27 protein-coding genes are annotated in these 23,027 nt (G+C 68.4%); 10 read left to right on the forward strand and 17 right to left on the reverse strand.

Translation table 11 applies throughout. The features are described 5' to 3' along the window. Positions 1–580: 580 nt before the first annotated feature. Positions 581–808, reverse strand: a complete 228-nt coding sequence (locus tag ACWDX9_RS40235) for a hypothetical protein (protein WP_449963948.1) — start codon at positions 806–808, stop codon at positions 581–583. 174 nt (positions 809–982) lie between these two features. On the opposite strand from ACWDX9_RS40235, the gene ACWDX9_RS40240 reads away from it, so the two are divergent. The 5 genes from ACWDX9_RS40240 to ACWDX9_RS40260 all read left to right on the forward strand — a co-directional run bounded on the left by ACWDX9_RS40240 (position 983) and on the right by ACWDX9_RS40260 (position 2,959). After that, positions 983–1,417, forward strand: a complete 435-nt coding sequence (locus ACWDX9_RS40240; protein WP_449963950.1) for an Hsp20/alpha crystallin family protein — start codon at positions 983–985, stop codon at positions 1,415–1,417. 65 nt (positions 1,418–1,482) lie between these two features. After that, complete coding sequence (locus ACWDX9_RS40245; protein ID WP_449963953.1) at positions 1,483–1,773, forward strand: MerR family transcriptional regulator; 291 nt, start codon at positions 1,483–1,485, stop codon at positions 1,771–1,773. A gap of 16 nt (positions 1,774–1,789) precedes the next feature. Continuing rightward, positions 1,790–1,954 carry a hypothetical protein gene (locus tag ACWDX9_RS40250; RefSeq protein ID WP_449963956.1) on the forward strand — a complete coding sequence of 55 codons (165 nt, stop codon included), beginning with the start codon at positions 1,790–1,792 and terminating at the stop codon, positions 1,952–1,954. Further along, positions 1,954–2,241 (forward strand): hypothetical protein, encoded by a 288-nt coding sequence (locus ACWDX9_RS40255; protein ID WP_449963959.1) that lies wholly within the window; start codon positions 1,954–1,956, stop codon positions 2,239–2,241. Before ACWDX9_RS40250 ends, ACWDX9_RS40255 begins: the two co-directional genes overlap by 1 nt. 166 nt (positions 2,242–2,407) lie before the next feature. After that, positions 2,408–2,959, forward strand: coding sequence for an MFS transporter (locus ACWDX9_RS40260; RefSeq protein ID WP_449964003.1), 552 nt, complete (start codon positions 2,408–2,410; stop codon positions 2,957–2,959). A gap of 19 nt (positions 2,960–2,978) precedes the next feature. On the opposite strand, the gene ACWDX9_RS40265 is transcribed toward ACWDX9_RS40260, so the two are convergent. Next, positions 2,979–4,076 (reverse strand): FUSC family protein, encoded by a 1,098-nt coding sequence (locus tag ACWDX9_RS40265; protein ID WP_449963961.1) that lies wholly within the window; start codon positions 4,074–4,076, stop codon positions 2,979–2,981. A 674-nt stretch (positions 4,077–4,750) separates the two neighbouring features. Here ACWDX9_RS40265 and ACWDX9_RS40270 point away from each other — a divergent pair. After that, entirely contained in the window at positions 4,751–5,461 is a 711-nt protein-coding gene (locus ACWDX9_RS40270) for an SMP-30/gluconolactonase/LRE family protein (RefSeq protein WP_449963964.1), read from the forward strand. On the opposite strand, the gene ACWDX9_RS40275 is transcribed toward ACWDX9_RS40270, so the two are convergent. The 4 genes from ACWDX9_RS40275 to ACWDX9_RS40290 all read right to left on the reverse strand — a co-directional run bounded on the left by ACWDX9_RS40275 (position 5,352) and on the right by ACWDX9_RS40290 (position 8,157). Further along, positions 5,352–5,843 (reverse strand): FAD-dependent oxidoreductase, encoded by a 492-nt coding sequence (locus ACWDX9_RS40275; protein WP_449963966.1) that lies wholly within the window; start codon positions 5,841–5,843, stop codon positions 5,352–5,354. The two genes, ACWDX9_RS40270 and ACWDX9_RS40275, sit on opposite strands and share 110 nt — an antisense overlap. Positions 5,844–5,951: 108 nt before the next feature. Next, positions 5,952–6,611: a recombinase family protein gene (locus ACWDX9_RS40280; RefSeq protein WP_449963969.1), complete on the reverse strand. Its 660-nt coding sequence runs from the start codon at positions 6,609–6,611 to the stop codon at positions 5,952–5,954. A 396-nt stretch (positions 6,612–7,007) separates the two neighbouring features. Further along, positions 7,008–7,442, reverse strand: a complete 435-nt coding sequence (locus ACWDX9_RS40285) for a hypothetical protein (RefSeq protein WP_449963970.1) — start codon at positions 7,440–7,442, stop codon at positions 7,008–7,010. A gap of 151 nt (positions 7,443–7,593) precedes the next feature. After that, entirely contained in the window at positions 7,594–8,157 is a 564-nt protein-coding gene (locus ACWDX9_RS40290; protein ID WP_350742320.1) for a dihydrofolate reductase family protein, read from the reverse strand. A gap of 127 nt (positions 8,158–8,284) precedes the next feature. On the opposite strand from ACWDX9_RS40290, the gene ACWDX9_RS40295 reads away from it, so the two are divergent. Beyond that, complete coding sequence (locus ACWDX9_RS40295) at positions 8,285–9,031, forward strand: TetR/AcrR family transcriptional regulator (protein ID WP_355196181.1); 747 nt, start codon at positions 8,285–8,287, stop codon at positions 9,029–9,031. Positions 9,032–9,341: 310 nt separating this feature from the next. Here the strand turns inward: ACWDX9_RS40295 and ACWDX9_RS40300 are convergent, their stop codons facing one another. Beyond that, positions 9,342–11,096, reverse strand: coding sequence for a Tn3 family transposase (locus ACWDX9_RS40300; protein WP_449963974.1), 1,755 nt, complete (start codon positions 11,094–11,096; stop codon positions 9,342–9,344). 427 nt (positions 11,097–11,523) lie between these two features. Further along, a complete protein-coding gene (locus ACWDX9_RS40305; RefSeq protein ID WP_449963977.1) occupies positions 11,524–11,781 on the reverse strand; it encodes a DUF4158 domain-containing protein in 258 nt (85 codons plus the stop codon). Between the two features lie 49 nt (positions 11,782–11,830). Here ACWDX9_RS40305 and ACWDX9_RS40310 point away from each other — a divergent pair, with 49 nt between their 5' ends. Further along, positions 11,831–12,364: a hypothetical protein gene (locus ACWDX9_RS40310; protein WP_449963979.1), complete on the forward strand. Its 534-nt coding sequence runs from the start codon at positions 11,831–11,833 to the stop codon at positions 12,362–12,364. 388 nt (positions 12,365–12,752) lie between these two features. Here the strand turns inward: ACWDX9_RS40310 and ACWDX9_RS40315 are convergent, their stop codons facing one another. After that, complete coding sequence (locus tag ACWDX9_RS40315; RefSeq protein ID WP_449963982.1) at positions 12,753–13,247, reverse strand: hypothetical protein; 495 nt, start codon at positions 13,245–13,247, stop codon at positions 12,753–12,755. A gap of 182 nt (positions 13,248–13,429) precedes the next feature. Here ACWDX9_RS40315 and ACWDX9_RS40320 point away from each other — a divergent pair, with 182 nt between their 5' ends. Further along, on the forward strand, positions 13,430–14,521 hold the full coding sequence (locus ACWDX9_RS40320; protein ID WP_449963984.1) for a helix-turn-helix domain-containing protein: 1,092 nt from the start codon (positions 13,430–13,432) through the stop codon (positions 14,519–14,521). A gap of 129 nt (positions 14,522–14,650) precedes the next feature. Further along, entirely contained in the window at positions 14,651–14,815 is a 165-nt protein-coding gene (locus tag ACWDX9_RS40325) for a hypothetical protein (protein WP_449963986.1), read from the forward strand. A gap of 296 nt (positions 14,816–15,111) precedes the next feature. Here the strand turns inward: ACWDX9_RS40325 and ACWDX9_RS40330 are convergent, their stop codons facing one another. The 8 genes from ACWDX9_RS40330 to ACWDX9_RS40365 all read right to left on the reverse strand — a co-directional run. Next, positions 15,112–15,597, reverse strand: coding sequence for a hypothetical protein (locus ACWDX9_RS40330; protein ID WP_449963989.1), 486 nt, complete (start codon positions 15,595–15,597; stop codon positions 15,112–15,114). A gap of 329 nt (positions 15,598–15,926) precedes the next feature. Then, positions 15,927–16,292, reverse strand: coding sequence for a tyrosine-type recombinase/integrase (locus tag ACWDX9_RS40335; protein WP_449963990.1), 366 nt, complete (start codon positions 16,290–16,292; stop codon positions 15,927–15,929). A gap of 612 nt (positions 16,293–16,904) precedes the next feature. Continuing rightward, positions 16,905–17,354, reverse strand: a complete 450-nt coding sequence (locus tag ACWDX9_RS40340; protein ID WP_449963992.1) for a DUF1931 family protein — start codon at positions 17,352–17,354, stop codon at positions 16,905–16,907. Positions 17,355–17,359: 5 nt separating this feature from the next. Next, entirely contained in the window at positions 17,360–19,027 is a 1,668-nt protein-coding gene (locus tag ACWDX9_RS40345) for an FAD-dependent oxidoreductase (RefSeq protein ID WP_449963994.1), read from the reverse strand. Beyond that, on the reverse strand, positions 19,024–19,455 hold the full coding sequence (gene trxA, locus ACWDX9_RS40350; RefSeq protein ID WP_449963997.1) for a thioredoxin: 432 nt from the start codon (positions 19,453–19,455) through the stop codon (positions 19,024–19,026). The genes ACWDX9_RS40345 and trxA overlap by 4 nt, the downstream gene beginning before the upstream one ends. A gap of 1 nt (position 19,456) precedes the next feature. Further along, entirely contained in the window at positions 19,457–22,060 is a 2,604-nt protein-coding gene (clpB, locus tag ACWDX9_RS40355) for an ATP-dependent chaperone ClpB (protein WP_449964006.1), read from the reverse strand. 24 nt (positions 22,061–22,084) lie between these two features. Then, a complete protein-coding gene (locus tag ACWDX9_RS40360; RefSeq protein ID WP_449963999.1) occupies positions 22,085–22,375 on the reverse strand; it encodes a chaperone modulator CbpM in 291 nt (96 codons plus the stop codon). Next, positions 22,372–23,027 (reverse strand): J domain-containing protein (locus ACWDX9_RS40365; protein WP_449964001.1); only part of this gene is annotated, 656 nt, incomplete at its 5' end. The genes ACWDX9_RS40360 and ACWDX9_RS40365, both read right to left, overlap by 4 nt.

The following is a 23,027-nucleotide window of genomic DNA, read 5'->3' on the forward strand; positions in this document are numbered from 1 at the left end:
GGGGTGGGGGGGGGGGGGGGGGGGGGGGGGGCTCTGGGTGGGGGGGGGTGAGGGGGGCGTGTTGTTTTTATACATCTCACCCTCCCGGACGCGCACGGGGGCCGGCGGCCCGTTGTGGGCGGGCCCCCCAGAGGTTTAACACCATCGACCGGCCCTGCCTGCGTGCTGCAGGGGCGGTTCACTTATCCTGCACCAGCCGCCCGATGCGGGGGTGCGGGGATCGCGTAAGCGTGACCGTAGACCACCGTCCTGTTCGTGGAGCTGCGGTACCCGTGCGGCGACATGCGGCCGGCGACGGGCGATCCTGATGGCGTTCAACACTCCCTTCCAGTTATCCGTACCTCGGCACCCCGACCGCTGGCGCCGACTTCCTGCAAGCGGCAGCGCGTCCACCGCCCCGGCCCTCTTGCTCAACCACACTGGCCGCGGCAGTCCGACCTTCTGCCCTCTACCTCGTTCTGTACTGCTGTGTTCTGTACTGCTGTGTTCTGTACTGCTGTCCACGTCCGTCCGGGCAGCCCCATCGTGGTGCTCGTGCTGCGCTGCCCTCGTGGATCCGTCCCTTGCGATGTCAGGAACTCTAGCCACTCACAGCGCGAATGTCTACCGTGGCGACTACAGATTTTCCTTCGCTTTTGAGGCAAGAACCCGCTGCCATGCCACCTGCTCGATGCGAAGAGCGGGCAGAGCCGGGGGTGAGGTGATGGCGATGGGCGAGCACGACCAGGACCACGACGGGGCACGACTCCTGGGCGGCCTCGATCTTCGTCGGCTTGATCGCGCCGGATTGACGATCCTTGATCTCCATGACCGATAGTTCTCCGATGGCCGGGGCCCGGTGCTCGTGTCAAACCCTTCTTCTCGCCCGATCCATCCGAGGCACCTCAACGTCGTTCGGCAGCTTGCATCCATTCATGGGTGGAGTTAACCTTCAAACCCAAGTTGGAGGTTCTTCTCGGATAGCTCGCGAAGGGAGCTGGACATGCTGCTCACATCCCTCGACCCGTTCATCCAGGAGTTCGAGCGCCAGTTCGACCAGCTGGCCCGCCGGACCTTCGGCACCGGCACGAACGCCCTCATGCCGATGGACGGCCTGCGCCGCGACAACGACGTGCTGCTGACGTTCGACCTGCCCGGCATCGACCCCGAGTCCATCGAGGTCACCGTCGACCGCGGAGTGCTGAGCGTCAGCGCTCGCCGCGAGGAGGAGATCCCCGAGAGCGAGCGGGTCTTCGTCCGCGAACGCCCCATGGGCACCTTCACCCGCCGCGTCTACCTGTCGGAGTACCTCGACAGCGACAAGATCGACGCTGGGTACGCCAACGGCGTGCTGAAGGTCCGCATCCCCGTGCTCGAGCGGGCCAAGCCCCGCAAGGTCGAGATCCAGCAGGGCGACGTCAGGGCCATCCGGGCCTGATACGCACGTCCCTGGCAAGGGCGGGTGCCGACGGGCCCGCCCTTGCCATTCGAGAGGAGGCCCGGATGGCCGGCCTGCCGTTCGACGATGAGCACGCCCCGCTGTACTCCCTGGGCCAGGTCGCGGAGATGCTGCAGGTGCAGCAGGCCTTCCTGCGCCGGCTCGACCAGCACGACGTGGTCAGCCCGCACCGCTCCTCCGGCGGGCAGCGCCGCTACTCCCGCCACGACATCGGGCTGCTGCAGCACGTCACCACGATGACCGGCCAGGGAATGACGCTCAACGCCATCCGCCGCATCCTCGAACTGGAGCAGGAAGTCCGCGAACTGCGTGCGGCCCTGAAGCGACCCACCTAGGAAGGAGGCACCTGCCATGATCGAGACCGCTCCGGCGATCGCATCTGCGGCCGCGGGCGGCGACCGGCCGGTGGTCGGCTCCTACGACACCTGCGAACAGGCCCGTGAGGCGGTCGCCTTCCTGGCCGCCAAGATATTCCGGCGCACCGAGTCGGCATCGTCGGGGAGAACCTGCGCCTGATGGAGAACGTTCTGGGCCGGATGACCACTCCCCGTGCGGCGGGCATGGGCGCTGCGCTCGGCGCCTGGTTTGGCCTGCCTTCCAGCCTGATGGTCCCACTGGTCGCGGGCCCGTGGGCGGCGCTGCTGGCGGGGATGGCCTTCGGCGCGCTGCTCGGCGCCGCCTTCGGCGTGACCGCGTGCTGGGCCGCGCGCATCGCGGAGATCCAGCACGTGGTGCGCACCGGAAGCGTGCCGGGGATGAAGGACCTGCGCGGCCCGGCGCTCGGGCTGTTGCCGATCGTCTGAATCGGCATCAGTCTGTCGGCCTTCAGCATTTCGTCGGCATCAACCAGAGCGGCTCCCTGCTGATCAGCTTCTCCACCTCGATCATCAACATCATCGGCACGCTCATCGCGATGGCGCTGGTGGCAAGATCGGCCGCAGGCCACTGCTCATGATCGGCTCGGCGGGGATGGCGATCGCACCGGCCACCGCGGCGTGGGCGTTCAGCGCGTCCAGGGTGACCGACGGCAGGGTCGCGCTCCCGGACCCGCAGGGACTGATCGCGCTCGTCGCGGCCAACGCGTTCGTGCTGTTCTTCGCACTGTCGTGGGGCGTGGTGGTCTGGGTGCTGCTCGGCGAGATGTTCCCCAACCGCATCCGCGCCGCCGCCCTGGGCGTCGCCGCCGCGGCCCAGTGGCTGGCCAACTGGCTGATCTCGGTCTCGTTCCCGGCGCTCGCCGCGTGGAATCTGCCGATCACCTACGGCGGGTACGCGGTCATGGCTCTGCTGTCGTTCATCTTCGTCGCCAGATGGATCAGGGAGACCAAGGGCCGCAAGCTGGATGGCGGTCAGCGCGGCCGTGGCGGCACGCCGCATGCGTCGATCTGGTCTGGTCGGGCAGTTGGTGGATCGGCGCCACCACCTGTCACACGAGGCCGCGCTGCGCATGCCAAGCTGTCACACTTGATCCATCACTCAGGTCAGGCGCCGCGGCGTACAGACCGACAACACCCCCGGTGACCTGCTGGACTCCGGAAAGTCAGTGTCGCCGACGTGACGAGAGCCGGGCCGCTTGGTCACGGGCGCGTGGGGGGATGGCCTTGCGATGTGGCCCGTCGTCGGGATCGACCTCATGTCGCAGTTGGACGCAGTCGTCGAGCAGCGCGCCGTACAACGTCCAGAGGGGTGAATGCGGATCGACCTTTGCCATCTGCTTGCGGGCAGCGCGTTCGAGGCGCTCGCCTTCCGCTATGGCGGCGCGCAGGCGGATCAGGTCCTCGCCGCTGCCAGGGGCGACCAGCAGGTGCTCGAAACAGGCGTAGGCCTTCCCGATCGCATCCAGCAGGTCGGCGAAGACCCGGGGAAAGCTGCCGGTCTCGCGCTGTCCTGGCAGGCCGCGAACCCCGGCAGCCAGGTCGGCGAGGGCACGGGCGACGCCGCGCAGTTGAAGGCAGGCGTGCTCCAGGCATAGGACAGCCTGCATGATGCGGCGCAAGCGCTGGCGGGTTCGCGCCCGACGCAGGGTGAAACGCAGGGACTCAGCGGCTCGTTCAGCGCTCTCGTGGGCCGAACGCAGCCTGACGGACATGCGTCTGGCGCGGGCCAGCCATTTCTGCGCCTGGTGCGCGGTCCAAGATTGCCTGACGCCTTCGGCCAGCTCGGAGCAAAGGTCGGCGAGATCATCGGCCAGGTCGGCCAGGTCCTTAGCGGCCCGGCCCACGTAACGTGGCGGGATCATCAGTACGAGCGTGGCTCCGACGAGCGCGCCGATGACGATGTCGAGCAGCCGCACCATGCCGTACTCGCGGCCCAGGGCGAACACGAGTAGGGCGGTGATGGGCGCCTGTGTGTTCTGCCACGGTATGCCGACGGTTCTGCTGATCACCAGCGCGACCGCGACCAGGACGGCCATGGTGGCGGCGCTGGTGCCGAACGCCTGCACGAAGCCGATTGCAGCCGCCAGCCCGACCAGCACCGCGACGGTCTGCTGGATGGCATGAACCACGGTGCTGTAGGCGGTCGCCGTCACCGAAAGCAGCACGCCGGTGGGAGCGAGCACCGGCTGAGGTGAGCCGATCAGTTCGGTGGAGATCCACCAAGCCACCAGGCAGCCGACGGTGACCGTCACCGTCGGCATCAGCAACTGCCTCTCACGCCGCAACCAGCGGCGTAGCCCACGCCGCCGCCATTGACCTGAGCCGGGGACTCGGTCACCCCACCTGTCCAGCCATCGCCTCGCGGCGGACAATGCCATCACCGCACCCCCAGACGTGGTGCCCCGCCTGGCGGCTTCCGGTCGTCTTTCACCTCTTACCGTGAAGCTGCCCGCGTTGGGGAGCGGGCGCTCCGTTCTCGAGCAGCATTTTGCCTAAGCAGGCCCTTCGACGACACAGCGGCGGATCGAGCGCCGATGTCGCTGACCGGCATGAGGCCCTCTCAGCGTCCATCCGGTAAGCGCCGCCATCCCGCATCCGACCGCGCCCCTTGCCCACCCGACCGAGGCACAGGGCAGGTCGTCGATCTCCATGGTGGACTTCGCGATGGCATGGGTGAACGAGGCTGAGCTGCCGCGACACCGCTTGGCGAGGTTCGTGGTCTGCTACGACAGTTCTGGCAGCATGAGCGGCGCGTGTCCCGTGAGACTTGTCAAGGAGATCGGCATGACCATCGCCTCGTACCCCGTGACCGACCCCGTCGCCGAACATGGAGAAGGGCCCGTCTGGTCTGGCCGGTGAGGCGGGCTGCGGTGGGTCGACATGCCGGCTGGCGACGTCCTGATGCTGGACCCCGACGGCAACGTACGCCGCCGCCATGTGGCAAAGGTCGCCGCCGTCGTACGGCCGCGCGTCGGGCGGCTACGTGGTCGCGGCCGAACGCGAGCTGCGGCTGGCCGACTCCGATGACCTGAACGCCCCGCTGCACTCGCTCGGCGAGGCGTGGACCGACCCTGCGATCCGGATGAACGACGGCGGTTGCGATCCCGACGGCCGCTTCTCCATTGACACCATGGCCTACGACGAGAGTCCCGGACGCGGCTCGTTCTACGTGACCGAACCCGATGAGACGCGGCGGACGGTCCTGCCCGAGGTGACGATCTCCAACGGCTTCGACTTCAGCCCGGACGGCTCCCTCGCCTACTACACCGACACCGCGACCGGGCGCGTGGGCGTGTTCGACTCCGATCCGGAGGGCGGACTCAGCGGGCGCCGCCCATTCGTGTTCATCGACCCGAAGGTTGGGGCTCCGGACGGGCTGACAGTCGACGACGAGGGGGGAGGCTGGGTGGCGCTGTGGCAGGGAGCAGCTGTCCACCGCTACGACGTCGGCGGCCGCCTCGACGCGGTCGTCGGCCTGCCGGTGCGCAAGGTCACCGCGGTAGCCTTCGGAGGCGAGAATCTGGACCGCCTGTTCATCACCGCCTCGGCGCGGGACGTGGACCGCGCCGAGCAGCCGGAAGCGGGTTCCCTTTTCGCCGCCGACCCCAGCGTGACGGGCCGCCCGGTCCTGCCGACAACACTCTGACCGGATGCTCTATCGCCCTGGCCGAACACGACAAACGGCAGGCAACCCCGAAGCCGTCGAAGCCGGCTCCGTCATGACGTTGCCGGAGACGAGGATGCCGAGGGCGCCCACCAGGACCGCGACCGCGCCGAGCCGCAGCCAGGATCTGCTTGCCTACATGCTCTCCCATCTGGATCGCCGGCTGAGCGAGCTGCGGCAGCGGCCGGGCCAGGTCGCCGGCCACGAAGATCTCCGGATGCTTCGGCACGCGCAAAGCCTCGGTAACCCTGATCCTGCCACCCTTGGTCTGCGGCAGCCCCCATTCCGCCACGTAGGCGGGCGCAGTCACGCCGAGCGCCCACACGGTCACGTCGCTGCGTCCCGTCGACGATCCCCACCGCATCCGATTCCACCGACGCCACCGTGGCGCACAGCCGCAACCGCACCCCTCGCTTACGCGGGGTCCGGGGACTCTACTGACGGGTAGGAACGCTAAGGACTGAGCCGCAGGTCAGCGAGTGTCGGGCGAGATCCTCGAGTTCGGAAGTAGGTCGGCGAGTGCGGTGCGGACGGCGACCCGGCTGACTCCGTGTTCGCGGGCAAGAGCCGCGATCGAGGTGCCCTGGTCGCGGTAGGCCGCCCGGACCTCGTCGAGTTGGGTTCCGGCGAGCGCGGCGGGCCGGCCGCGGTAGCGGCCCTCGGCTTCGGCGGCTGTGATGCCTTCGGCGGTGAGTTCGTTTTGGAGGTCGCGTTGGAACTGAGCGACGGCGGTGATGACGTTGATGATCAGGGCGGTGGTGGCGTCGTCGGCGGCCAGGTCGTGGAAGTTGGACAGTGGTCCGGACAGGACGCGCAGCTTCACGCCGCGGTGGTGGCACCAGTCGCGGACGGCTTGGATGCCAATGAGGTCGCGGCAGAGCCGGAACAGTTCGGAGACGGCGAGGGCGTCGCCGGGGTGTGCGGCGGTGGCGATCTTGCCGAAGGCGGGCCGGTCGAGGGCGGGGATCTTGGAGGTGGTCGCGGGGTCCTCGAACAGGAGTACTCCCGCGGCGGGGTGGAATCCCTCGGCGACGCCCTCGGTACGGATCAGCAGTCCGGCCTCGGTGAGGATGTGTCGTTGCCGGAGGAGGGACTGGGTGGCGGTGGAGACGCGAGAGTAGACGTACTGCACCGGGTCCTCCTCGGAAGGTCAGGACCCCGTTCTATCTGTCGGAAAATCCTGTCGTCATTCTGCCTCGGATTTTGGCCGCCTGGCGGGTTGTTTTATCCCTCGATGTCTGGTTTCCGGGGCGGGTTCGCGGCGTTCTCGCAGGGTGTCGTCTAACCGTCGTTTGCCGACACCCGAGTCCGGCTCGTTCACGGTGGTCGGGTCATGACGACTGTGAGGAGGTCGGGAGGCAGGTGACGGTCATGCGGGCGGCGCCAGCCTGTCGGGCGCGGGTCCATGCTGTGGGGGTGCCACCGGAATACGGCAGAAACGGGCCGCGTGTTGATCACGGGTTAGCGAGGTGAGCGTCCCAGAGAGATGATCGAGGGCGTCAGAGGCGATGGGGCGAACAGGCCTGGGTCAGGCCGTGGCGGGCGCTGAGGCCCTCATGCGGCCGATCGTTCGCAAGACCTCGTCCCGGTTCTTTGCCGCCTTCATCCAGACGGGAAGCCGGGCGATCATGGTCATGGAGCCTGTGGTGAGAGGAAGTTCGTGACGCTCTCTCAGGCGTGCTGCCACATAGCCCTCCAACAGATCAAGGTGTCGGAGGTTGTACGCCCACAAGAGGTGACCGCGAAACCCGGCCTGGAGCCACAAGGGCAACCCAAAGTACGGGTCGACCGCCGTAGCCACGCCGAACATCGAAGACGACTGGAACTCGTCCTTGGCCAGCGCACAACCTGAGCAGCGTAACCGCCTCAGCGTTTCGAATCGTCCCCCACGCCAGGGTACGCGCCGACGCACAGGATCGCCCAGTTGAGCGAGCACCACGGCGCACCAGCGCAGCGCGGGCATCGCACCAAGACCTCGTCCGCGAATGCCGTGATCCATACCTTCGGATCACGGAATCGATCACCAGGCAAAGCAGTCACTCTTCCATCATGACCGAAACCAACCTCAACGTCCCCTGGGCAGTAACGCCCAGCCCGGTCCGTGGCCGATCGGCTCAGCGGCGGACGCGGTAGCGGATGTGAGTGGCCTCGGGCGTGTCGAGCACCTGAATGATCTCCAACTCGATCTCCGACGGCAGGACGTCGAACAACCGGCGCCCTGCGCCCAGGAGTACTGGAATGTGGTGGATCTGCACTTCATCCAGCACTCCGGCCTCGAGGGCCTGCTGCACCGTGTACGCGCCGCCACGAATCTGGACGTCCCGTTCCCCGGCGGCGGCCTTCGCCTGCGCCATCGCGCTTTCGATCCCGTCGTTCACGTAGGTCACCAGCGGATAGCCCCACCTGGCGGCCGGGCCGGGCGGCCGGTGGCTGGGGACGAAGATCGGGAGACCGCCGTGAGAGCCGCCCCAGTGGTCCATGAGCTCAGCGGTCCGCCGTCCCGCAAGGATCGCACCAGCTCCGTTCCATTCGTCTTGGAACTGCTTGACCGGCCCGGGATGCTGGTCCGAGTCAGCCCACTTGTGCAGCCGCTCGCCATCGTTGCCGCCGAGGAAGTCGTTGGGATCGGCGATGTACCCGTCGAGGGACATCGACATGTCGAGCACTGATTTGGACATGCCCCACTCCTTGTTTCACGGCGTGGCCCCTCGGCCACCGCCTGCTCCCGGGTCCGGAGATTAACTGTGTCCCCAGAACACTGTGTACGGTAGAGACAGTTTTGGCGGATGGCAAGCGGGAGGCGACGTGGCGGTCAACGAGGATCCAAGGACACTGGCGGAACTGTTGTGGGGCCTGCGGAAGCCGCGCATCAGAGGCCCCAGGCCCGCCTTCGACCTCGCCCGGCTGGCCGACACCGCCGTCAAGGTCGCCGATACCGAGGGCCTGGAGGCGGTCTCCATGCACCGCATCGCCGCCGAGCTCGGCCTCACCAAGATGGCCCTGTACCGCTACGTCAACGGCAAGACAGAGCTGATGGCCATCATGATCGAGGCGGCGGTCGGCACACCCCCCGACCTGAGCGGGGCGGCCGGCTGGCGGGCCAAGCTGGAGGAGTACGCCCGCGGACTGTCCACCGCCTGGCGGCGTCACCCCTGGCTGCCGTCGGTCACCGTGGGCGACCGCGTCATGGGCCCACGTGAGACCGCATGGCCCGAAACAGCCCTCAGCGCCCTCACCGACACCCCCCTGACCGAACGCGAACGGCTCGACGCGGTCATGATGGTGTCCCACCACATCCGCGCCACCCACCCGGCCGCCACCCAAGGCACTCAGACCTGGACGGACGGCAGCGCCGCCCCCATCATGCGCGACCTGCTACTCCTCAACGCCAGCCGCTTCCCGCTGCTGGCCACCACCGTGGCCATCCCCTCAACCACCACCACCCGGGAATTCGGCCTCCTCGCCCTCCTCGACGGCCTCGAACGCACCATCACTCAACGCACCCACAACAACGGCGACGAACAAACGGCTTCGCGCCCAGATCCTCCGTAAGCGGCGACCACCAGCGGGCCCCGAACACGATCTGCCCACCGAGGGCCGGGTTCCGGCCGGTGCCACTCCCGCGACCCTGTGAGTCTCCTCAGGAACCGGAGTCGAGCAGATGAGCGGGGATGCCGAACCCGGTTACCTGGTGCGCCTGTAGCGGGTTCTCTGGCCGCGAGGACTGCGGACCCTACGGCAGGGCCGCCGCGAAGTCGGCGTGTGCTTGCTCGATCGCTTCGGGGTAGGCGCTGGCCTTCACATGCTCGGCGAGCGCCCGGTAGACGCTGGCCAGCGAGGGGTTCTGGCCCTTGTTCTTCCTCTATATGGCCAGATGAACAGTCCTTCTCAGCATGCCCCACTCCTTCAGCGCGGCGGCCAGGGTGTTCTGTCGGGAGGCGGCAGACCACTTACCGACGATCAGCGAGGCGGTAGCCTGGCCGTACTTCAGCGACCCGGCCATCCGCAGCAAGTCCGGCCAGCAGCCGGCCACCAGGTCCTCGTTCCAGCGCGCGCCCAGCAGCGGCCGGGCGTGCGGGTAGCGCTTGGCGATCTCGGCCGGGGTGTCGTCACGGACCAGGGTGACCCGGGTCAGATCCCGCATCCTCGGGGTCAGGGCCTTGCCGACCAGGTCGAACAGCGCAAAGTTGATCAACGTGGCGCCGTGCGTATCCGTTGCGCGCTCGGCGATCGGAAGGTCGGTCGCGTTGCCGAGGAAGTCGTCCAAGACGTAGTGCGCCTCCCGTGCCGTCGGCACGATGATCTTCGTGCCGTACGTGGACCACTGGTCGGAGACGTGGGTGTAGGTGAATAGCACCTGACCGCCGTGAATGACCATGGTGCGGGCGGTGGTGCTCTTGCCGCGCACGGGGAAACGCTGCCCATCCGAGCTGGACATGGTGCCGCCGCCGAACACCTTGGCCAGTTCCAGGCCGTAGTGGTGGTTGACGATGACCATGTTGGCCTCGCGCAGCGTCTCCTCCCGCACGTACCACTCCATCGTCCAGGCCAGCACGTCGTAGGACACCCCGCAGGCCTCCGACATCCGGGCCAGGCCCAAGTTCGTGGCCATCGCGATGAGCACGGCCAGGATGTTGCGCTTGGTCTCGGTCGAGGTGCTCAGCCTGCGGCCGCCGGCGTGGGTGAAACAGTCCAGGAAATGCGTGCGCGCGTCCAGCTTGATCAGCAGCGAGGCGATCGGCGCGAACGGCAGCATCGCGGCCAGCTCGTCCTTCAGCACCTTGGCCTCAGCGGGCACATACTCGGCCGACAGCGGCGGCACCACCAGGTGCTCGTCCTCATCCAACCGGACCATGCCGGTGTCATCGGGATCGGCGCCAGCCAGGGTCTGCTCCAGCTCTTCCAGGGCGGCCTGCAGTTCCTCCTTTCCCTGCTTCAGCGCGTCCTCCGCATTCGAGGGCTTGCCCACCAGGCGGCAGTACTCGCCGCGCCGCGGTGCCCACTGCTCGGGCGTGTACAGGTAGGTGGCCGGGTCGGCGTAGCGGCGCGAGCCCGGCACGAAGACGTCCCCCGAGCGCAGCCCGTCCCGCAGACACAAGATCACGCACAGTTCCCAGTAATGGCGGTAGGCGGTGTCCTCGCCGGACTTGCGGGCCTTGGCCAGGTAGTCGGCGTACTTGGCGGGCACGAACCCGGTCGGCGACCCCGCGGGCACCTTCCGGCCGCCGAGCCGGTTCATCTCCTTCAACACCGCTACCGCCTCCATCAGCTCGGCCGTGCCCGGGCCGCCCTGGAAGTCGATCGCGGCCAGCACGTTCGGGGTGAACTGGCGCAGATAGGTGTAGGAGGACTCCAGCTCCGACAGCCGGCCGTGATCTCGGGGCAGCGGCTTCCACGCATCAGAGGTGATCTCCCGCAGCCGCTGCATGCCGATCCGCTCACGCAGCATCCCGCCCACCTCATCGTCCGGGATCGACGGGTCGGCCAGCACCGGCAGGATCACATCCATCGCCAGTTGCCGGGCCTCGCCCTTCTTGGCCCGCTCGACCAGCGCCTCATCCGTCTTGGACTTCGCCCGGGACTCCCGCGCGCTGACGGCCTGGTCGAGCAGGGCCACCACCTCATCGAGCTGGTCGACCGCGGCCTGGGCGACGAACGCCAGCAGGATCGGGAACTTGCGCTCCTTGCGCCGCTCCAGCCCTGGTTGGTCGAGTGGCGCGCGACCTGCGCCAGGAACCGGCGCCGCTCGTTCGGCAGCACCGACACATCCATCGGGTGTGCGTCGATCGCGTGCAGCCAGGTCAGCTTGTCGATCGCGATCTTCACCGACGTCGCTGAGGCGTCCCGGGCCGGACTGACCAGCCACTCCAGCCGGGTCATCCCCAGCCCCGCATCCACCGCCAGCATCCGTTCCAGGTCAGCGCGGACCTCAGCGGTCAGCAGGTGCCCCACCAGCTGCGAGGTCAGATCGGCGGCCGACTTGCGGGCTGTGCCGATCATCTTGGCCAAGATGAGCACGCCGGGCCGGATCACCTTGGCCGCCATCAGACGAGCCGCTCGGCCACCCGCGCCACCGCCGCCAGCGGCGCCGCGCCCACATCGTCGGGCACGAACCCCAACGAGCGCAGGCTGCACAGCTGGACCAGCATGCCAAGCCGATCAACAGGCCCCCGCCCACCGGGACTCACGAACGCCACGTCCGCCGCCGTCGGCGTGAAATACCTGATCAACTCATCGCCGGTGACCTCCGGGTACGAGCGCAGCTGCTCCAACTGCTCCTCGAAGAACATCTTCTCGGACAACACACCTCTACCTGCTGTACCGGACGAAACCGGAACGAACGCAGCGGCAGTGATCACCAACCCGTCAAACGCGGTCGTTAGTGCAGGTCAGGCGTTACTTCGTTGGAAATTTCTTCATTGCTACCGGGACCCCCTGGACGCTGAGCTGCTGCTCACCCTTTCCGTGATGCACATGGGTGACCGCTTGAACGGTTCCATCGTGCGAGACATCAGCCGCCGCGTCGCCGCCGGCTACGGGAAGGCCGGCTACCGGGTCAGGGAACAGATGTGGATCCACTACACCCGCAAGATCGACGCCAGCGACCCGCTGGCCGTCCTGCAGTACCGTGACGCCCACGGCCGTCATGCTTTCGGGTGCTACATGTTCCATCCAGCTGAGCTGGAAGTGCAACGCATCAAGAGGGCCTACTGCCGCGCCCGCGCCCTCGATGACCTCGACGACGCCGAACTGCCGACGATGCCCCTCCCGACCCTCACCGCCGCGCAAGTCGCCCAGCTCGTCAGCACGGCAACGAAGGACGACCCCAGCATGACGGTGATCCCGACCCGGGAGGAGCCACCCACAGCAGGACTTGAAGGATAGGCGCGAGCCAACGAGCTGGCCTCCACCACCGAGAAGCGGGTCTCCCGCATCAGCCGCCGCTGCGCCACCTCCTGGGACGTTTCATCGGCATGGGCGTCCGTCCGAAGCACATCGCCGCATAACCGCTACCACTGGAGCGTCGGACTGATGTGGGCTGCCAGCTTTTGCGGGCTTCTTCGCACTGCCGAGAGAACCACCCGTGAGCCTCGCCGAGGCGGACCATCTCTTCGCGCAGTTCGGTCGCCGTCTCACACCAGATCAACCACTTCGTGATCTTGCGCTGGTTGTCATCGATCCGGACGCGACAGCCACATACCAGGTACATCGATACCTCCCGGGCTATGGGTGGGGAGCCTGCTAGGCCACAGGTGGTCAGCAGCCGTTGGCGCTACCAGGTGAGGACGGGGGAGAACGCTGTGCCGCTGGCGACGTACTTGTTGTTGTAGTACCCGGTCCAGGTGAAGTATGTCTTGTACTGATGGCCTCCGGTGCCCCATACGGTGTTCGCCTGATAGTGCTTGTAGTAGGCGTTTGCGCGAGCTGCGTCCACGCAGTCGAAGTCCTTGTAGGTGACGGCCTTGAAGTCGGTCACATCTTCGAGCTGGACGGTGAGGGTGCAGGAGGTCCACAGGTTGGGGTTGGTGGCGGTGAAGGTGATGTACCCGTCGGGGCCGATGTTGCCGGGGACGAGGACGCCGCCGCCGACGGCGATGCATGACTGGATGTTCACACTGGCGACGTCGTTGCCGACGGTCTTGAAGTAGCTGCATCCGCCGCCGGTTGATGCGTTGGCCGGTGAGGTGGTGGACACGAGCAGACCAGCGGCCAGGAGGATCGCTCCGATGACACTCGCGAGCCGACGCGATAGGGCTGATGTGGTCATTACTCTCTTCCTGATCGTGAGGGGGAAACCTGCCGCCTGCGCAGGTCGGCAGGCGAGGTGAGATCACTGTGTGCCGATCAGAGCCGTGTCCACCACGGCGGTACGGCGGTGTGGACACCACGTGGACACACCTTTGGCCGCTGGACACCGCTGACCAGCACCGACGAGAAAGGGTGCGCCTGATGTCCGGCATCGGCAGTCAGCCCCAAGGACATCGCGACCGGCGGCACGCGGACGTCCATGGTGATGATCCGGTAGCCCTGTTCGCCCAGCGGCTTCGCCAGTTGCATGAGCAGTGCGGCTCGCCCTCGGTGCGCGAGCTGGCCCGGCTGGCGCGGCAGGCACAGATGCCGTGCTCGAAGTCGGCGATCGCCGCGGCGATGCAGGGCTATCGCCTGCCGACCCCTGCGGTGCTGCGCGCCCTGGTCCAAGCCCTGGGACAAGATCCCCGGCCGTGGCTGGAGGAGCGTGAGCAGGCCCTGGCCCGTTACAAGTCCAGCCGCCCCGCCACCCCCACCGGACAGCATGATCCGGCAGTTGACGGCGCCGACCAGCCTGAGGCCGTGCCACCGGACGGGAGCGAGGACACTGCGGCTGTGCCGTCGCGCCGGTCCGGCTCGGTGGGAGCCTTTCGGCCCCGTCTGCGGACAACGGGGCTCGCGGCGATCGTGGTCCTGGTGGTCGCTGGTGCCTTCTGGCTGGGCCACCAGCGGTCAGGCCACACACCCACCGGCGCACCGGCTCTCACTTCGCAGGCCACCTCCGGGCCATCCCACCCACCCCAGGCCTCCACAGCCACCGGTGTATCCACCGATGCTGTCACCGAAGGGCCGTACGGGCCGGGCTGCCCGGCCGACCGGTTCTACGCCGATCCCGGCTGGCTGCCGGTCTCGGGCGGCTGGCGCGGCAACGGATGTGACGGCACCGCCCTGGCCATGCAGGTCGCCGGCACCCCCGGGCACTTCACCCAGCAGGTGAACTGGTACTTCGACTCCCGGCCCGGCGCCCGGTGCACCATCGAGGTGTTCATCGCTGATGACCCTGCCTCGGCGGGGACCGCCTTTTACTACTTGGACGACGACAACACTGACCCACCGCACCTGGCCGGGCCACTACCGGTCGACCAGCGCACCCACCACGGCACCTGGGCGCGATTAGGGACATTTGCCGTTCCCCGGCCCGGCCGGCTCACCGTCATCTTGGGCAACCAGCCGCGCACCGACGCCGACACCTACACCGTGACCGCATCCTCAGCCCGCGGGACCTGCCGCTGACCCCGCTCAATGCCTCGTGGGGCCCCGGAGATCCCGACTGGTGACCGCAGGCCCGCACGCGGCGGTGAGATGAGTGCCGTTCGGCGCGTTGCCGAAAGAATCCGCCAAGCCTCCGGTACGCCTTGTGACATGGCCAAACACACACCGTGGGACAAGGAAGCCGCCGCCCGGGTCCAGTCGGCGGTGGCGAGGAACCCAGGCAGCGCCGGCGCCCGTGACGAACTGGACCGCGAGGCCCAGTCACAGGCGGACCGGCACGAGCACGAGCGCCAGGAGGACGACGAGGACGACTGAGCAGATTGCCGAAAGACTCAGCGCGCGGCTCCCCCGCGCACGCCGTCGTCGACACGCCGAGTACGACGAAGGCGCCGTTGCCGGAACAGGCGCGGGTGTCTGATCGGGCGTCAGGGCGTTCGCTTGGTAACCCCAGGTTTCCACCGGCCTGCCGATCCACCGAGCACGGCGAGTTGCCGAATTGTCCTTATGAGGGTCAAGAGCGCGCACACCGCGCCGGAGCGCTGCCTGGCGGATCAGCCGGCCGGGCGTGCGGCTCTCCGGCCGGTCCCGGCCGCCGCCCGCCAGACCCACTGTCACGCCTCGTCTGTTGGAGGGATGGCTTCGATAGCACCCACCTTGTCGTCCAGGACGATGTCTGGAACTGGTGTTCCGGAGGTTGCGGCCCGGTCTACGGTGTCCACGATCTCGGCTACGGCGTCGTAGACCCTGGTGGCCACGGCCCGATCCCCTGAACCCCGGAACGGATCGGTGCAGACGGATTTCAGGGCGGTGAGAACCTTCACGAGCTTCGGTCCTGACAGCGGAACCTTGATCAGGGCCCCATCGCTAGCAGGAGGAAGTTGGACATGGTGCAGAACTACGGTCTCGTGCCGGATGAAGGCGAACGTATCCCTGTGGCAGATCAGGTTGACACTGGATATTCCAGCCGCCGTGACCAGCCGCTCTCGATGACTCGGTTTGCGTTGCCGGGCCCGTTCAGCAGCCTCTTCTTCCTTGAGCCGTCGTCGTTCCGCTCTTGCTGCAGCTCGCTCTGGATTGCGCCAGCCGAACAGGAACATTGCTCGGAATCCTTCCGCGGGTAGGGGGCTTGGGAGTCACGCCAGTACTCGCCGCGACCGTACGCCAACGGCGGCGGGGCTCGCGGCGGGTACGCCTGGACCACTCCTGAAAGTCCCGAAACTCCCCCCGGGCGGTCAGTGAGGTGCCCCCGTTCAGGCAACGCCCAACGACTCCAGCAAAGCGTTCTCCGACTTCTCCGCCGGGTGTACGCGCGCGCAACCAACGGCATGACGTGGCTCGGACGCGGTCAGTCGAAGAGCTGGTCGACGGTGACCCCCTTGACCCGGCCCGGAACTCCTAAAGCTCCGGCGAGCCGCCACTCAGTTGATCAGTGGGTACGGCGACCGGGCGCAAGGACCTCGGTGATCTTGGCGATGGCTTCGGCTCCGGGTTTGACGTAGCGCATGGCGGTGCGGGGGTTCTTGTGTCGGATCTTGCCCATGATGAGCTGCAGCGGGACTTCGGCGTCGCCGAGGTGGGTGGCGGCGCTGTGGCGCAGTTGGTGCAGGTCAAGTCCAGCGTACTTGTCCAGCAGGACGCGGGCGCGGTCGTAGCCAAGGCGGGCGCGGCCGGTGTGCGGGCAGATGTCGGCGGCCGCGGGGCGGCGGGCCGGGACGGGGCGGCGTTCGGACAGGAACAGCGGGCCGTGGGTGCGCGTGTTGCCGTCGGGGAGTCGGAGGAGGCGGGGTAGCAAATGGGCGGTGCCGCGAAGAGCCTCCCGATGCCCCCGCCACGGAACGGGTTGGCGATCATGAGGGCCCGCGCTCGGGAGATGGCCATCTGGATCATCCCGGCCGCCATCGGCCCGAGGACCATCATCAGGAGAGCCCCGAGGAAGCCTGGACCCTCGTCATCGTCTCCCCCACCAAAGAACCCGGCCATGTAGGCCAGGTAGGTGACCATCGTGGCCGGGGCCCGCCACGGAGGAGATCATGTAGACATGCGACAGCTCGTGCCCGAGGACCGCGCGCAGCTCGCGTTGGTTAGCAACCGGGTGATCCCAGGGGTCACACAGACCGCGGCATGACACGAATCGCGCCCAGTGGCGAACGCGTTCGGCCGCAGAACCGGCGAAACGTACAGCCGGGGCATGGGCTGGTACGCCTCCTCCTACAGTTCGTGGACCATCTGGTGCAGCGCGGGCCAGTCATCGGGACAGGGTGCCGAGCAGCACCGCGGTACGCAAACCGTTGTGATGCGTGGACCTCTCGAACACACCTGCGGGGTGGGCCAGGCCTGCCTGTGCCCGAGCAGCCACCATCCGATCGCGTGGCGAGCAGAGGCACCAGCAACGCGCCGAATCTCGTCATAGCAGTAGGTCGAAGACACGGATGGTGCGTGTCCACTCCTTGCTCGCCGGGTTCTTGCGGTCAGGCTCTATGGTTCTGATCGCCCTGGCGAGCGCCACGGAGAGCCCACCCGCCACAGCCGGTAGCCGGGCCTCGGCTTCTTCGCTGAGCGACAGATCCAGCGGAGGCAGCGCCGCGAGGTCCGCCAGGATCGATGCCAGATCCAGTTCCTCGTCCAGGTCCCGGAAGTCGTGCATGCTCTCCTGCAGCCCCTTGGTGATGGGCAGATCCCAGAACTCGATGATGTCGCGCCGGTTCGACTTCGCCGCGGCCTCGGCGACGACGATCATGTCGTACAGCTTCCGGTTGATGAAGTCGTTGTAGCGCTTGAGATCGGACTTGTCCACGTCCAGTCCCGCGGCGGCGCGGAAGAAGTGCTCGAACCTGGAAACCGCGATCACTGGCATCCGGATCACCGTCCTTCCTGTCGATTCCCTGTCTTGGTGAACCTTTCGTGCACCAGGCGGACCGCCATGGCGCCCTCCCCGACGGCGGACGCGACCCGTTTGGTCGATCCGCTGCGGACGTCGCCCACGGCGAAGACGCCCGGCCGCCCGGTCTCCAGGGGCAGGGCCTCCCAGTGTGAAGACGAGCCCTCGCCTGTGATGACGAAGCCCCGGTCGTCCAGCGGGACGGCGCCCTCCAGCCATCCAGTGTGCGGATCCGCGCCGATGAAGACGAACATCGCGTTGGTCTCGATCTCGATGAACTGCCCGGTCTGGTTGTTCTGGGCGCGCACGGCCCGCAGAGAGCTGTCGCCGAGGAGCTCGCGTACCTCGGTGTGGAACATGATTTCGATGGCGGGAGTCCTGGTGATCGCATCGGCGAGGTAGCGGGACATGCTCCCGCCGAGGTCGCCGGCGCGGACGAGCAGGCGCACCGACGAGGCGTTCCTGGACAGGTACAGTGCCGCCTGGCCCGCGGAGTTGCCCCCGCCGACGATGACCACCGGCGCCTGGCGGCACATGCGCAGCTCGAACGGCGTCGCCGCGTAGTAGACGCCGCACCCTTCGTACTTCTCCAGGTCGGGAACGTCGAGTTTGCGGTAGCGGGCGCCGGTGGCGATGAGCACGGCGTGGCCCTGCACGGCGGGCCCGCCCTCGACGAGCACGCTGTAGTGGCCGTCGTCGGCTTCCAGCCCGCTCGCCTCGGCCGGTACGGTCAGTCGGGCTCCGAACTTGGCCGCCTGGATGACGGCCCGCTCAGCGAGCTCGGCGCCCGAGATGCCCGACGGGAAGCCGAGGTAGTTGTCGATGCGGGAGGAGGTGCTCGCCTGGCCGCCCGCGGCGACCGCGTCGAGCACGACCGTGGTCAGGCCCTCCGAGGCCCCGTACACGCTCGCGGCCAGGCCGGCGGGGCCCGCGCCCACGACGATCAGGTCGCACACGCCGTCGGCCGGCCGGGGCGCCGGCAGGCCGACGGTCTTCGCCAGCGTGGCGACGGACGGGTTGCGCAGCACCTGGTCTCCGCGCCAGATCACGATCGGCGTGTCCTGCGGGGAGATGCCGAGCTGGCGCAGCAGCGCCTCCGCCTCCTCGTCCTCCTCCAGGTCGATCCACCGGTGCGGGAGCCTGTTGCGGGCGGCGAACTCGCGCAGCCGGCGGGCGTCGGGCGAGTAGCGGGAGCCGATGATGCGGAACCCGGCGTCCATCCCGATCAGCATGGTGCGGCGGGTCAGGTAGGCCCGCAGGACGAGGTCTCCGAACGCCGGGTCACCGGCCACCATCGTGCGCACCTGGTCGGCCGGAACAGCCAGGATCTCGCCGGGCTCCCGCACGACGGCGGTCAGGAATCCGGCCTGGCCGGTGAGGAGGCCGAGCTCGCCGAGAAAGCGTCCCGGGCCGTGGACGGCGATCGTCCGCTCCTCCTCGCCGCCGTACCCCTCGACCGTGGCCACCTTGCCCCGCAGGATCACGATGAACTCCCGGGCCGGCTCACCCTCCCGGTAGAGCACGTCGCCGGGCGACACGGTTCTGCGCTCGCCGCATTTCGACAGCTCGGCGACGCGCCGCTCGTCCAGACGGGGATAGGCCCCATGCAGGTCCGGTGTCTCGGACAGGGAGCCCGCCGACTCCATCATGACGGTGTCCTCAACGCCCCCTCGACCCATTCGCGGAGCTGGGCCGGCGGGGCCCCGCCCGCGCGTTGAGCCACGACGCGGCCCTCGTTGAGCATCATGAGCGTCGGGACGGCCGTGATCGTGAAGCGCTGCGAGAGGGCCGGGGCCCGGTCCACATCGACCTTGACGAGCTTCACCCGTCCGGCCATCTCGTGGGCGAGTTGTTCGAGCGTAGGCGTGACCGCCCGGCACGGCGCGCACCACTGCGCCCAGAAGTCGACGAGTACGGGGAGTTGCACCCGTTCCGCGACCTCCGCGAAGGTGTCGTCGCCGGCGTCGGCGATCCACGGCAGCGGCTGGTGACAGTTCCCGCAGCGGGGCCGGCCCTCGGCCGCTGCCGGAACCCTGTTCTGCCTCCCGCAGTTCACGCAGGTCACGACGGTGTTCATGTCAGCTCCTCGGCGAGTGGAAGGTGACGTTGAGTTCCCCCTTGTCGGCGCCGACCGTGATGGTCGAGCCGTCGGGGACGTCGCCGGCCAGCAGGGCGCGGCCGATCCTGGTCTCGACCTCGCGGGCGATGAAGCGGCGCAGCGGCCTGGCGCCGTAGACGGGGTCGTACCCCTGGTTGGCGATGAGCTTGCGCGCGTCCTCGGTGACCTCCAGCGTGAGCCGCCGCTCGGCCAGGCGCTGCCTGATGTCGTTGAACATCAGCTCGACGATCCGCTCGATCTCCGCCTCGGTCAGCGGCTTGAACAGCACGACGTCGTCGATCCTGTTGAGGAACTCGGGGCGGAAGTGCCGGCGCAGTTCCGCCATCACCCCGTCGTGGGCCTCGGGCTTGATCTCGCCGTCGGGGGTGATCCCGTCGAGCAGGTGGTGCGAGCCGATGTTCGAGGTCATGATGATCACGGTGTTGCGGAAGTTGACCGTGCGGCCCTGCGCGTCGGTCAGCCGGCCGTCGTCGAGGACCTGCAGCAGCGTGTTGAAGACGTCCGCGTGGGCCTTCTCGATCTCGTCGAACAACACCACCGAGTACGGCTTGCGCCGCACCGCCTCCGTGAGCTGCCCGCCCTCCTCGTAGCCGACGTAGCCGGGAGGGGCGCCGACGAGGCGGCTGACCGTGTGGCGTTCCTGGTACTCGCTCATGTCGATGCGGACCATGTTGTCCTCGGTGTCGAACAGGGCCGCCGCGAGTGACCTGGCCAGCTCGGTCTTGCCGACCCCGGTCGGCCCGAGGAAGAGGAACGACCCGATGGGGCGACGGGGATCCTTGATGCCGGAGCGGGCGCGGATGATGGCGTCGGCCACCAGTCGCACCGCCTCCTCCTGCCCGACGACCCGCTCGTGCAGGATCTGGTCGAGCTTGAGCAGCTTGTCCCGCTCGGCCTCCTGCAGCCGGGACACGGGAATGCCGGTCCAGCGCGAGACGATGTCCGCGATCTCGTTCTCGGTCACCACCTCGCGCAGCAGCCGCTGCCCGTGCTGCCGGCTGCTCAGCCGCTCCTCCTCGGCGCGCAGCCGGCGCTCCAGCTCGGGGAGCTTGCCGTGGCGAAGCTCGGCGGCACGGTTGAGGTCGTAGTCGCGTTCGGCCTGCTCGGCCTCCCGCCGTACGTGCTCGATCTCCTGCCGCAGGCTCTGGACCTTGCGCAGGGCCGAGCGCTCGGCCTCCCACTGCGCCCGCATCGCGTCGGCCTCGGAACGCAGGGCGGAGAGCTCCGTGCGCAACTCGGCGAGCCTGGCCCGGCTGGCCGGGTCCTCCTCCTTCTCCAGGGCGGCCTCCTCGATCTCCAGCCGCCGCACCCGCCTGGTCAGGGCGTCCAGCTCGGCCGGCATGGAGTCGATCTCGGTCCTGATCATCGCGCACGCCTCGTCGACCAGGTCGATCGCCTTGTCGGGCAGGAACCGGTCGGAGATGTAGCGGTGGCTCAGCGTCACCGCGGCGACGAGAGCGCTGTCCTGGATCTTCACGCCGTGGAAGATCTCCAGCCGCTCGCGCAGGCCGCGCAGGATCGAGATGGTGTCCTCGACCGAGGGCTCGTCGATCAGGACCGGCTGGAACCTGCGCTCCAGGGCGGCGTCCTTCTCGATGTGCAGGCGATACTCCTCGACCGTGGTCGCGCCGATCATGTGCAGCTCGCCGCGGGCCAGCATCGGCTTGAGCATGTTGCCCGCGTCCATGGCTCCCTCGGTCGCCCCGGCTCCCACCACCGTGTGCATCTCGTCCACGAACAGCAGGATTCGGCCCTCCGCCGCCTTCACCTCGTTCAGCACGGCCTTGAGGCGTTCCTCGAACTCCCCGCGGTACTTGGCGCCCGCCACGAGCGCGCCCATGTCCAGGTTGAAGACGGTCTTGTCGTGCAGCCCCTCGGGGACGTCGCCGTTGGCGATGCGCTGGGCGAGCCCTTCGACGACGGCCGTCTTGCCGACGCCGGGGTCGCCGATCAGCACCGGGTTGTTCTTGGTCTTGCGGGAGAGGATCTGGATCACCCGCCGGATCTCCGTGTCGCGGCCGATCACCGGGTCGAGCTTGTCCGCCCGAGCGTCGGCGACCAGGTCGCGTCCGTATTTCTCCAGCGCCTCGTACGCGACCTCGGGCATGGCCGAGGTGACGCGCTGGTGACCGCGTACGGAGGTGAGCGCCTCCAGGAACCGGTCCCTGGTCAGCCCCTGCTCGTGCAGCAGCCGACCGGACACGGTCGTGGGTCCCTCCTCGATCAGGGCCAGCAGCAGGTGCTCGACAGAGATGTACTCGTCCTTCAGCCGTCTCGCCTCCCGGTCGGCGGCGTCGATCAGCCGCGACAGGCGCTGAGTGACGAACACCTGGCCCGGCGCGGCGCCCGGCCCGCTGACCTTGGGCCGCCGCGACAACTCGGCCTCCAGGTCGGCGTGCAGGCGCCGCGGATCGGCTCCGGCCTGCTCCACCAGCCTGGGTGCCAGACCTTCTGGCTGGTCGAGCAGGGCCATCAGGAGATGCTCGCCGTCGACCTCGGTGTGGCCGAAGCGCAGGGCCTTGGTCTGGGCGTCGTGCAGGGCTTCCTGCGACTTCTGCGTCATCCTGTTCGGGTCCACTCCAGCCCCCTAGCGTCGTGAGAGGCCGCGCAGGGCGGCCTCCAGCTCCTCGATCCGGTCGAGGAGGTCGATCACCACGCCGATCGCGGCGTAGTTGATGGACAGTCCCTCGTGCAGCCGCTGGATCCGGGCCGCGGTTGCCACCTGGGAGGCGGCGAAGCACAACTCCCCCCTGGCGTCCCTGGTCGGCTCCAGCAGGCCGAGCGTCACCAGCCGGCGCACGGCCTGCGGGTGCAGGCCCGTGGCCCGCGCGTAGGAGTCCAGGTCGAGTCGGATCGGGCGGACGATCGCGTACATCATGAACGCCCCCTCGGGTCGAAGTGAGAGACGGCGGCGAGCTGCTCGAACAGGCGCCGCTCCTCGTCCGTGAGCCTGGCCGGCACCATGATCCGGACCTCGGCGAAGAAGTCGCCGGGCGCTCCGCGCGGATTTGGCATACCGCGGCCCTTCAACCGCAGGCGGCGGCCCGAGGACGTGCCCGGCGGCACCTTCACCTTCGCCTCGCCGCCCGGGGTGTCCACCGCGACCGTGGCGCCCAGCGCCGCCTCCCACGGAGCGAGAGGCAGCGAGGCGTGGATGTCGCGGCCCTCCACGCGGTAGCGGGGATGGGGGGCGAGTCGCATGATCAGGAGGAGGTCGCCGGCCGGCGCTCCGTCGCTTCCATGCCCGCCCTGGCCGGCCAGCCTGATCCGCTGACCGTTGGTGACCCCGGGTGGGATGTTGACCTCCAGTCGCCTCCCGCCGGGTAGCGTGATGGTGCGCCGCCCGCCGTGGTAGGCCTCCTCAACGGAGAGCGTCAGCTCCGCCTCCTGGTCGGCGCCGGGCACAGGGCCCCAGTGCCGCCTGCCCCGGCCGCCGAACATGCCGCCGAGCAGGTCCTCCAGGTCGACTCCCTCGCCGAAGCCGAAGTCCCCGGGCCGGCCCTGGCGCCACTGGCCGCCCGCGCCGGCCC

The organism is Nonomuraea sp. NPDC003201 (genome assembly GCF_053590415.1).

Excerpts from the sequence above, each read along its gene's own strand:
- ACWDX9_RS40235 (WP_449963948.1), bottom strand. The coding sequence starts at position 808 with ATGGAGATCAAGGATCGTCAATCCGGCGCGATCAAGCCGACGAAGATC.
- ACWDX9_RS40240 (WP_449963950.1), top strand. The coding sequence starts at position 983 with ATGCTGCTCACATCCCTCGACCCGTTCATCCAGGAGTTCGAGCGCCAG.
- ACWDX9_RS40245 (WP_449963953.1), top strand. The coding sequence starts at position 1,483 with ATGGCCGGCCTGCCGTTCGACGATGAGCACGCCCCGCTGTACTCCCTG.
- ACWDX9_RS40250 (WP_449963956.1), top strand. The coding sequence starts at position 1,790 with ATGATCGAGACCGCTCCGGCGATCGCATCTGCGGCCGCGGGCGGCGAC.
- ACWDX9_RS40255 (WP_449963959.1), top strand. The coding sequence starts at position 1,954 with ATGGAGAACGTTCTGGGCCGGATGACCACTCCCCGTGCGGCGGGCATG.
- ACWDX9_RS40260 (WP_449964003.1), top strand. The coding sequence starts at position 2,408 with ATGGCGATCGCACCGGCCACCGCGGCGTGGGCGTTCAGCGCGTCCAGG.
- ACWDX9_RS40265 (WP_449963961.1), bottom strand. The coding sequence starts at position 4,076 with ATGCCGACGGTGACGGTCACCGTCGGCTGCCTGGTGGCTTGGTGGATC.
- ACWDX9_RS40270 (WP_449963964.1), top strand. The coding sequence starts at position 4,751 with ATGTGGCAAAGGTCGCCGCCGTCGTACGGCCGCGCGTCGGGCGGCTAC.
- ACWDX9_RS40275 (WP_449963966.1), bottom strand. The coding sequence starts at position 5,843 with ATGCGGTGGGGATCGTCGACGGGACGCAGCGACGTGACCGTGTGGGCG.
- ACWDX9_RS40285 (WP_449963970.1), bottom strand. The coding sequence starts at position 7,442 with ATGCCCGCGCTGCGCTGGTGCGCCGTGGTGCTCGCTCAACTGGGCGAT.
- ACWDX9_RS40290 (WP_350742320.1), bottom strand. The coding sequence starts at position 8,157 with ATGTCCAAATCAGTGCTCGACATGTCGATGTCCCTCGACGGGTACATC.
- ACWDX9_RS40315 (WP_449963982.1), bottom strand. The coding sequence starts at position 13,247 with ATGACCACATCAGCCCTATCGCGTCGGCTCGCGAGTGTCATCGGAGCG.
- ACWDX9_RS40320 (WP_449963984.1), top strand. The coding sequence starts at position 13,430 with ATGTCCGGCATCGGCAGTCAGCCCCAAGGACATCGCGACCGGCGGCAC.
- ACWDX9_RS40325 (WP_449963986.1), top strand. The coding sequence starts at position 14,651 with ATGGCCAAACACACACCGTGGGACAAGGAAGCCGCCGCCCGGGTCCAG.
- ACWDX9_RS40330 (WP_449963989.1), bottom strand. The coding sequence starts at position 15,597 with ATGTTCCTGTTCGGCTGGCGCAATCCAGAGCGAGCTGCAGCAAGAGCG.
- ACWDX9_RS40340 (WP_449963992.1), bottom strand. The coding sequence starts at position 17,354 with ATGCCAGTGATCGCGGTTTCCAGGTTCGAGCACTTCTTCCGCGCCGCC.
- ACWDX9_RS40345 (WP_449963994.1), bottom strand. The coding sequence starts at position 19,027 with ATGATGGAGTCGGCGGGCTCCCTGTCCGAGACACCGGACCTGCATGGG.
- trxA (WP_449963997.1), bottom strand. The coding sequence starts at position 19,455 with ATGAACACCGTCGTGACCTGCGTGAACTGCGGGAGGCAGAACAGGGTT.
- clpB (WP_449964006.1), bottom strand. The coding sequence starts at position 22,060 with ATGACGCAGAAGTCGCAGGAAGCCCTGCACGACGCCCAGACCAAGGCC.
- ACWDX9_RS40360 (WP_449963999.1), bottom strand. The coding sequence starts at position 22,375 with ATGATGTACGCGATCGTCCGCCCGATCCGACTCGACCTGGACTCCTAC.